Source organism: Candidatus Schekmanbacteria bacterium, from assembly GCA_003695725.1.
Classification (GTDB): Bacteria; Schekmanbacteria; GWA2-38-11; order GWA2-38-11; family J061; genus J061.
Window position 1 is genome coordinate 1 of sequence record RFHX01000232.1, and the last position, 8,917, is coordinate 8,917.

Consider the following 8,917-nt stretch of genomic DNA (forward strand, 5'->3'; position numbering starts at 1 on the left):
AAAGACGATTCCTTTGATTACTCAAATAAAAAATTTTTTTTAAAAAAATCTAAAAAAAATTTTTTAGATATTCTTGACAATGACGAAATTAAATATTAAATTATAGGCGAAAGGAAAATCTGGAAAGGAAAAAAGAAAGCTTAGATCAATAAAAAATAAAAAAATTTAGGAGGCGTAAAAATGGGAAAAATCATTGGCATCGATTTAGGAACTACAAACTCTGTTGTAGCAGTAATGGAAGGTGGAGATGTAACTGTTATTCCAAATGCGGAAGGCAACAGGACAACACCATCTGTTGTTGCATTCACTAAAGAGGGTGAGCGATTGGTTGGACAAATCGCAAAAAGGCAAGCCGTTACAAATCCGACGAATACTGTCTATTCAATCAAGCGATTTATGGGGCGGCGCTTCAACGAGGTGCAGGAAGAAATAAAAATGGTCCCCTATAAGGTTGAGGAAGCTGGCAATGATGTTAGGGTTAATATATCAGGCAAAAAATACTCGCCTCCTGAAATATCCGCAATGATTTTACAGAAACTAAAAAGCGCAGCAGAGGATTATCTTGGCGAAAAAGTAACAGAAGCAGTGATAACAGTTCCTGCATATTTTAATGACAGCCAAAGACAGGCAACAAAGGATGCAGGAAAAATAGCAGGGCTCGATGTCAAAAGAATTATCAATGAGCCGACAGCAGCTGCCCTTGCCTATGGACTTGATAAGAAGAAGGATGAAACAATCGCTGTTTTCGACTTTGGTGGAGGAACATTCGATATCTCGATTCTTGAAGTAGGTGAAGGTGTAGTTGAAGTTAAATCTACAAATGGTGATACCCATCTTGGCGGAGATGATATTGACCAGAAATTGATTGATTGGCTTGTAGAAGAATTTAAAAAAGATCAGGGAATAGATTTGAGTAAAGACCCAATGGCAATGCAGCGCTTGAAAGAAGCCGCTGAAAAAGCAAAGATTGAACTTTCAAGTGTTTCTGAGACGGAAATCAATCTACCATTTATCACAGCCGATGCATCAGGTCCTAAACATCTCAATATTAAACTTTCAAGATCTCAGTTTGAGAAGATGATAGATGATATAGTAAGGAGGACTCTTGAACCATGCAGACGCGCCCTCGATGATGCAGGTTTATCACCTGAACAAATTGATGAAGTAGTATTGGTTGGAGGTTCAACTAGAATTCCCAAAGTTCAGCAGTTGGTGAAGGACTTTTTCAAAAAAGAGCCTCATAAAGGCGTCAACCCGGATGAAGTTGTTGCAATTGGCGCTGCTATTCAGGGAGGCGTCCTGAGCGGCGATGTAAAGGATGTGCTTCTTCTTGATGTAACTCCACTGTCACTTGGTATAGAAACATTAGGTGGAGTGATGACAAAACTGATTGAGAGAAATACCACCATTCCTACACGAAAATCTGAAATATTCTCAACTGCGGCAGATAATCAGACAAGCGTGGAAATCCATGTGCTTCAAGGTGAAAGAGAAATGGCAAGAGACAATAGAACATTGGGAAGGTTCCAGCTTGTGGGAATACCGCCTGCTCCCCGCGGAGTGCCGCAAATTGAAGTTACATTCGATATAGATGCAAATGGAATTCTTCATGTTACAGCAAAAGATTTGGCAACGAATAAAGAACAGAAAATCACAGTTACTTCTTCTTCGGGACTGTCGAAAGAAGAAATCGACAAAATGGTTAAAGATGCTGAAGCCCATGCGGCAGAAGACAAGAAGAGAAGAGAAACTGTTGATGTCCATAACCAGCTTGATTCATTAATCTATTCGACAGAAAAAACGCTGAACGAAAACAAGGGCAGTCTTCCTGCTGATGAAGTTGCCAATATAGAAAATGAACTTAAAAAGGGAAAAGATGCCCTTAATACAAATGATTTAGAGACAATGAAAAAAGCAATAGATGATATTACAAAATCATCGCACAAACTTGCTGAAATTATGTATCAGAAAACTCAGCAAACAGCTGGAGCTCAGGGCCCAACAGATGGAAGTGGTTCAACAGCAGGCGAATCAGCAACTGACTCCGCCGCAGATAATGTAGTCGATGCTGAATTTGAAGACAAAAATTAAAACAAAGAGGAGGTGAAGTCTTATGAACATCACTTTATGGAATCCTTTAAAGGAAAAAAGCATTGCTGAAAGAATTGATGAGTTTCTGAATGAAGACTTCTTACCTGCAAGATTGTTCAGTGAGATGACACCTTTTTCGAATGGTAATTGGAAACCTTCAGTTGATATTTATGAGGATAAAAAGCATATCATACTGAAGGTTGATGCACCGGGAATCTCTCCTGATAGGATCGACATCAAGGTAGATGGAAAAGTTTTGACAATAAGTGGAGAAAGAGAGTTTGAGAAAGAAAAGGATGGGAAAGATTATCATATCATTGAATCCCACTATGGAAAATTCTCTCGCTCCTTCAGATTGCCTGACTATGCAGACTTGGAAAACATAAAAGCAAATTATAAAAAAGGTGTTCTTAGGATTGAAGTGAAGAAGAAAAAAGGCGAATCTGCAAAGACAATTAAAGTTAGCACTGAAAAATAATCACTTGAAAGGAGGTGTTGGCTATGGCTATTGTCAAATGGGATCCTTTCAAAGATATGATTTCAATAAAAGACAGAATGAATAGGTTGTTTGATGAGGTTTTTTCAAGATCACACTTCTATGGTGATGAGGATTTGACTGACGGGCTTTGGACACCGGCAGTAGACATTTATGAGACTGATGACAGTGTGGTCTTGAAAGCCGAGCTTCCTGAAGTAGATGAGAAAGACATCGAAATCAAACTTGAGGATAATGTCCTTACCATCAGGGGAGAAAGGAAACTTGAGAATGAAACCAAAAAAGAAAATTACTACAGAATGGAGAGAGCGTATGGAGCATTCTCAAGGTCCTTCAGCATCCCTTCAAGAGTGGAACAGGATAAGATTACAGCAACTTGTAAAGATGGTGTCCTGAAAGTTACAATGCCCAAGAAGAAAGAGGCACAGCATAAGAAGATCCCCATCAATGTTGGATAAAACCGGCGGGGGTCCAAAATCCCCCGCTTTTTTTTGCAATAATAATATTTAATAATCAACTATGGTCCTTTTTGAAATTTTTTAAATGAGAAATGATCTTCTTTTTGAAAGGAAAGAATGAGCTTTTTTGACAGATTTAAAATGATAAAGTAATCGGGATTGGAAAATGGCAAGCAAGAAAGATTATTATGAAATATTGGGTGTCAAAAGGAATGCAACGGAGAGTGAAATAAAAAAAGCTTACAAGAAGCTTGCCCGAAAATACCATCCTGATGTCAATCCCGGTGATAAATCTGCAGAAGCCAAATTCAAAGAAATTTCAGAGGCATATTCAGTGTTAAGTGATCCTGAAAAAAGAAAAAAGTATGATGCCTTTGGCCATCAGGCATTTGGTGAAGGGTTTGACCCATTTTCATCGGCAGGTAGAGGTGCAAATTCAGGTTTCGGAGGATTTGATTTTGCGTCATCTTTTGGGGGCTTTTCCGATATATTTTCTGAAATTTTTGGCGAAAGAACAACTTCCGGAAGAAGGCGAAATACACCAGTCAAAGGAAGAGATATTCAATATTCTATGGAAATAGGGTTTGAAGATGCAATCCGAGGATTGAAAACAGAGCTTCAGATAAATAAAAGAAAGAAATGTTCAACTTGCGGTGGCACAGGAACTAAGCCCGGGTCCTCACCTATAACTTGCCGAAGATGCGGCGGTAGCGGAAAAATAAGTATCGGCAGAGGTTTTTTCAATATGTCGCAAACTTGTACGCAATGCAATGGTACGGGAACTTATAATCCATCTGTGTGTACAACCTGTAGAGGGTCAGGCACAGTGCCTACAACTGAAAGAATTACAGTCAAGATTCCTGCAGGTGTAGATAACGGCTCGAAAGTAAGAGTTGCAGGAAAAGGAGAACCGGGAACCAATGGTGGTCCAAATGGTGATTTATATATAATAACCAAGGTAAGGCCTCATAGATTTTTTGAGAGAAAGGGAGATAATTTGCATTGTATTGTACCAATAACTGTAGATGAAGCCGCTTTAGGAGCGAAGATTACCGTTCCAACAATAGATGGTAAAGCTGAAATGAAGATTCCGCCTGGCACACAGTCAGGACAAAAATTTAGACTGCGAGGCAAAGGAGTACCAAGTCTTAAAAGCGGTGTAAGAGGAGACCAATTTGTTGAGGTTAAAATCGTTGTGCCAAAGAATTTGAGTGAGGAATCCAAAGAATTGCTCAGAAATTTTTCAAAATTGACAAACTTTGATCCAAGAAAAAATTTAATGTGAAGGTAAATAGAAATGGTCAAACATATACCTATAAATAACAGTGAAGATAGTAGAGATAAGGAAGAAAAAGAATTGGTTCAGCTTCCTAATGAAAAATTGGATAAAGAGACTTTGCTCAAGAAATTGAATGAATCTGAAAAGAAATGTGAAGAATATTTAGATTTGCTTAAAAGAAGCAGAGCTGAATATGAAAATTTAAAAAAAAGAATTGATCAAGAAAAGGAAGATTCTTACAACAGAGGAAGAATTCAAATATTAAACTTGGTGTTGGAGTTGAAAGATAATTTTGATAAAGCACTTGAACATATGAATGACAATGACAATAATAATCAATTTAATGAAGGAATAAATCTTATTTCCAGACAACTCGATTCCTTACTTGAAAAGGAGGGAGTTAGTAAAATGGAAACAGAGGGATTGAGATTTAATCCTGAGATTCATGAAGCTGTATTGACTGAAAGAGGCAATTCGGAAAATGATGGAGTAATAGCTGAAGAAATACAGGCAGGATATTTTCTCAACGGGAAAGTATTGAGGCCAGCAAAGGTCAAAGTATTTGTTTCAGAGTGATATCATCCACTTCAAAAATTCTGATTTGGTAAATGAAACAAAATTATTGTGCAGGTGAGGGCATATGGAAAAGGTGGAAATAGAAAAAGATAAAAATATTGAGGAAAATAATAAAGAGAAAGAGGAAAAAACTGATAGGGGGACACCTATAAAGGTTAAAGTAGTTGACAAGCGCTCTTCTGTTTTAACCAAAGAGGAAGAAATTCCTGATGATGTATTGAAGGAATTAGAGAAGAGGAAACCGACCTATGTTGAAAAACTTTTATCTGAAATTGAAGAAAAGAAACAGCAGCTACTCGAACTGTCTCAGGCATATAGAAAACTTCAGGCAGATTCAGAACAATTTAGAATAAGGTTGAATAAAGATGTCGAAAATAGAGTTTTCAAAGGGAAAGCATCTTTTTTGCGAGATTTCCTTGAAGTTTTAGACAACCTTGAAAGGGGTATTGAAGCAGCTGAAAAAAATAAGGATTTCGATTCCTTCCTTGAAGGAATCAAATTGATTAGATCTCAGTTTTTACAAAAGGTTGAAAAGAATGGTATAAAAGAAATCAATGCTAAGGGCGAGGAATTCAATCCTCAGTATCATGAGGCTTTAAACATCCTTGCAGTTGACAAGAAAGAAGAAGATAATAAGGTTATTGAAGTAGTTGAAAAAGGATATATGATAAATGACGATGTATTAAGACCGGCAAAAGTTATTGTAGGCAAATTTAATGGCAAATAAAAATCAATTTCCTGATTATAGTGAAAAACAGAAACTTCTTTATGGTGAAGACAAAAATCCAGCTCTTTTGAATTCTTATGGAGAGAGGTTCTTAGAGGCCGAGATGTATGATACTGCCCTCGATTTTTTTATTGCATCTGAAAATGAAGAGAGGATAAGGCAATTAGTTGACATTTCTATTGAAAATGGCGATTTTTTTATATTTAAAAGGGCAGCTTCAATAGTGTTGGATGAAGAAGAGATTCGAAAAAAAGCTCAGCTACTGGCTGAAAATGCCAAAAAGCTGGGCAAAGAACTTTTTGCCAAAAAGGCGTTGGAATTAGCACAAAAAAAAGATAGTGTGAGTTAACAGTAATTTAAAAGGCAGGATGAAAGTTGGCTGAGAAGGATTATTACAAAATTTTAAATGTAGGTAGAAACGCTTCCACTGATGAGATAAAAAAGAGCTACCGGAAGCTTGCAATGAAATATCATCCTGACAGAAATCCGGGAGATAAAGAGGCAGAGGAGAAATTTAAGGAGGCAGCTGAAGCATATGAAGTATTGAGCGATCCTGAAAAGAGAAGAATATATGATACTTATGGATATGAAGGGTTGAAAGGTAGCGGATTCCAAGGATTTAGCGGATTTGATGATATTTTTTCGAATTTGGGCGACATCTTTGAAGATTTCTTTGGATTTTCCTCATCGAGAGGGAGAAGGCAAGGACCAAGGCGCGGCGCTGATTTGAGATATGATCTTGAAATTTCGCTGAGAGAAGCGGCAAAAGGTGTTACAAAGGATATTGAGGTTGCGGTGCTTGCAACATGTCAAAGCTGTGGGGGAAGCGGAGCAGCGGCAGGTTCAAGCCCTGTTAGATGTCCAACCTGCGGAGGACGCGGACAGACAGTCCGCTCTCAGGGTTTTTTCAGTATAAGCACTACCTGCCCTCATTGCCGCGGCGAAGGTACTATAATTGAAAAACCCTGTCAAAAATGTTCCGGAAGAGGCAAGGTCAATAGAACAAAGAAGCTTTCAGTGAAGATACCTCCCGGTGTTGATACAGGCTCTAAACTTAGATTGAGAGGCGAAGGCGAGGGTGGAGATAGAGGTGGACCAAGCGGAGACCTTTATGTTTTTATATTTGTGAAGGAAGACGAATTTTTTAAAAGATACGAAGACAATATTTATTGCCGCATTCCCATCTCTTTTCCACAAGCAGCACTTGGTGCTGAAATAGAAGTTCCAACGATTGATGATGAAAATGTGAAAATAACTGTTCCTCGGGGAACGCAAAATGGAGACAGGACTACGATTAGAGGAAGAGGTATGCCAATTTTGGGCAGTAAGAGAAGAGGCGACCAAATAGTAGAATTTTTCGTCAAAGTTCCAAAAAAACTGTCAAAGAAAGAAGAAGAATTGATTCGCTCTTTGGCTGAAATCGAGGGGACAAATTCCAACAAGAAAAAAAAGAGTTTTATAGAGAGAATCAAGGATGAATTTAAGGAGGGGCTTTGATTTATTGACTTTTTGCAAAATTCCCATTACAAAAAATAGCGAGTATTTTAGTTGAATGTGTATCCTTATTAAATTAAGACTTTAATTTAATAAGGTTTTTTTGTTTATAATTCCAGAATGTTGAAAAGAGGTAAAGGATGATTGAAGTAAAGGGACTGTCAAAACATTATAGGTCAATTAAAGCAGTTGACAATATTTCCTTCCATGTAGAAAAAGGCGATATAGTCGGTTTTTTAGGCCCTAACGGTGCAGGTAAAACAACGACAATGCGAATGCTTACCTGTTTTATCCCTCCAACATCGGGACAGGCGTCCGTTGCGGGCTATGACATAATCAAACAACCAATGGAGGTTAAAAAAAATATAGGCTATCTTCCTGAAAATCCGCCCGTTTATAAAGATATGGTAGTTACATCCTACCTTGAATTCGCAGGAAAGATTAGGGGATTGACAGGAAACAACTTAAAGAAGAGGCTTGATTATGTCGTTGAAAGATGCGGGATTAAAGAGGTGAAAAAAAGACTCGTTGGCAATCTCTCAAAAGGATACAGGCAGAGAGTAGGGCTTGCTCAGGCATTGATTCATGATCCGAAAGTATTGATTCTCGATGAGCCCACGATTGGTTTGGACCCTAAGCAGATTACCGATATACGCAGTTTGATAAAGGAACTTGGCGGAGAAAGAACAATAATTTTAAGCACTCATATATTGCCTGAAGTTACAATGACCTGCAACAAAGTTATAATTATCAATAAGGGGAAGATAGCCGCTACTGATAAACAGGAAAATCTCTCCCGCAATGTCATTGGCTGTGAGAAAGTATTTGTACTTTTGTCCAATCCACCGACTTCATTTGAAAATGAGATTGCTTCTGCTTTGAAGGGAATCATTTCAGTCAAAAAGGATGAAAATGATTCGAATGGATTTGTAATAGAAACTGAGAGAGATGTTGATATTCGTGAAGATTTGACCAGATACTGCTATGAACGAAATTATGGCATTAAAGAAATAAAAAGAATTTCAGCCAGCTTGGAGGATATATTTATAAATCTGGTAACAACAGAAAAGGAGCAATAATTCAATATGAGTATTGTTGCATCGATTATAAAAAAGGAAATGAAATCCTATTTTACTTCATCCGTTGCATATGTAATTCTTGCTCTCTTTATTGTTATCAACGGCTTTATCTTCTTCAACTTTTTATCAGCTTTTAATCTGAAAATTATGCAGTTTCTTCAGGTTAAGGCGCAAAACCCCCAGCTTGGCTTAGAGATAAGTATGAATGAATGGATTATTTCTCCATTACTAAGCAATATTTCCATTATCCTTTTGCTTCTTATTCCAGCCATTTCTATGCGTTTAATTTCTGAGGAAAAGCGCCAAGGCACAATGGAATTACTTATGACATCGCCAATTTCTACCTTTCAGATTTTGATGGGAAAATATCTATCCTGCCTTATTTTTTATGCTATTATGCTCATTTCGTCTTTGCAGTTTCCTATTTTTCTCAAAATTTTTGGAAATCCTGATGTTGCGCCAGCTGTATTTGGCTATGTAATGCTTTTTCTTTTGGGTGCCGCTTTCATTTCAGTAGGACTGTTAGCATCGAGTTTGACTGAAAATCAGATAATTTCAGCATCTTTGAGTTTTGCGATTCTACTCTTTTTCTGGTTGATAGGATGGACAGGCAATAATGTTGGTGGAAAAATTGGAGAAATTATATCTTATTTCTCCTTGTATATGCATTTTGATAATGCCCTTAAAGGAGTATTGGATTCAAAAGATATAATATAT

The 8,917-nt window shown here is 37.5% G+C and carries 10 protein-coding genes; all 10 read left to right on the forward strand.

Going from position 1 to position 8,917, the window contains the following annotated elements; translation table 11 throughout:
* Positions 1–180: 180 nt before the first annotated feature.
* Positions 181–2,091, forward strand: coding sequence for a molecular chaperone DnaK (gene dnaK / locus D6734_08965; GenBank protein RMF93913.1), 1,911 nt, complete (start codon positions 181–183; stop codon positions 2,089–2,091).
* Between the two features lie 22 nt (positions 2,092–2,113).
* On the forward strand, positions 2,114–2,569 hold the full coding sequence (locus tag D6734_08970; protein RMF93914.1) for an Hsp20/alpha crystallin family protein: 456 nt from the start codon (positions 2,114–2,116) through the stop codon (positions 2,567–2,569).
* A gap of 23 nt (positions 2,570–2,592) precedes the next feature.
* The gene (locus D6734_08975; protein ID RMF93915.1) at positions 2,593–3,045 is read left to right on the forward strand and encodes an Hsp20/alpha crystallin family protein; all 453 of its coding nucleotides are present in this window, start codon (positions 2,593–2,595) and stop codon (positions 3,043–3,045) included.
* A gap of 166 nt (positions 3,046–3,211) precedes the next feature.
* Positions 3,212–4,330 carry a molecular chaperone DnaJ gene (dnaJ, locus tag D6734_08980; GenBank protein RMF93916.1) on the forward strand — a complete coding sequence of 373 codons (1,119 nt, stop codon included), beginning with the start codon at positions 3,212–3,214 and terminating at the stop codon, positions 4,328–4,330.
* Positions 4,331–4,342: 12 nt separating this feature from the next.
* Positions 4,343–4,900 (forward strand): nucleotide exchange factor GrpE, encoded by a 558-nt coding sequence (locus D6734_08985; GenBank protein ID RMF93917.1) that lies wholly within the window; start codon positions 4,343–4,345, stop codon positions 4,898–4,900.
* Positions 4,901–4,964: 64 nt separating this feature from the next.
* Positions 4,965–5,627, forward strand: coding sequence for a nucleotide exchange factor GrpE (locus D6734_08990; protein RMF93918.1), 663 nt, complete (start codon positions 4,965–4,967; stop codon positions 5,625–5,627).
* Positions 5,617–5,976 carry a hypothetical protein gene (locus tag D6734_08995; GenBank protein RMF93919.1) on the forward strand — a complete coding sequence of 120 codons (360 nt, stop codon included), beginning with the start codon at positions 5,617–5,619 and terminating at the stop codon, positions 5,974–5,976. Before D6734_08990 ends, D6734_08995 begins: the two co-directional genes overlap by 11 nt.
* Before the next feature lie 26 nt (positions 5,977–6,002).
* Positions 6,003–7,124: a molecular chaperone DnaJ gene (gene dnaJ, locus D6734_09000; protein ID RMF93920.1), complete on the forward strand. Its 1,122-nt coding sequence runs from the start codon at positions 6,003–6,005 to the stop codon at positions 7,122–7,124.
* 137 nt (positions 7,125–7,261) lie between these two features.
* Positions 7,262–8,200: an ATP-binding cassette domain-containing protein gene (locus D6734_09005; GenBank protein RMF93921.1), complete on the forward strand. Its 939-nt coding sequence runs from the start codon at positions 7,262–7,264 to the stop codon at positions 8,198–8,200.
* A gap of 6 nt (positions 8,201–8,206) precedes the next feature.
* Positions 8,207–8,917: ABC transporter permease (locus D6734_09010; GenBank protein ID RMF93922.1), on the forward strand; the 711-nt coding region annotated here is incomplete at its 3' end.

Coding starts and splice junctions, on each gene's coding strand:
- dnaJ (RMF93916.1), top strand. CDS start 3,212: ATGGCAAGCAAGAAAGATTATTATGAAATATTGGGTGTCAAAAGGAAT.
- dnaK (RMF93913.1), top strand. CDS start 181: ATGGGAAAAATCATTGGCATCGATTTAGGAACTACAAACTCTGTTGTA.
- D6734_09005 (RMF93921.1), top strand. CDS start 7,262: ATGATTGAAGTAAAGGGACTGTCAAAACATTATAGGTCAATTAAAGCA.
- D6734_08990 (RMF93918.1), top strand. CDS start 4,965: ATGGAAAAGGTGGAAATAGAAAAAGATAAAAATATTGAGGAAAATAAT.
- D6734_08995 (RMF93919.1), top strand. CDS start 5,617: ATGGCAAATAAAAATCAATTTCCTGATTATAGTGAAAAACAGAAACTT.
- D6734_08975 (RMF93915.1), top strand. CDS start 2,593: ATGGCTATTGTCAAATGGGATCCTTTCAAAGATATGATTTCAATAAAA.
- D6734_08970 (RMF93914.1), top strand. CDS start 2,114: ATGAACATCACTTTATGGAATCCTTTAAAGGAAAAAAGCATTGCTGAA.
- D6734_08985 (RMF93917.1), top strand. CDS start 4,343: ATGGTCAAACATATACCTATAAATAACAGTGAAGATAGTAGAGATAAG.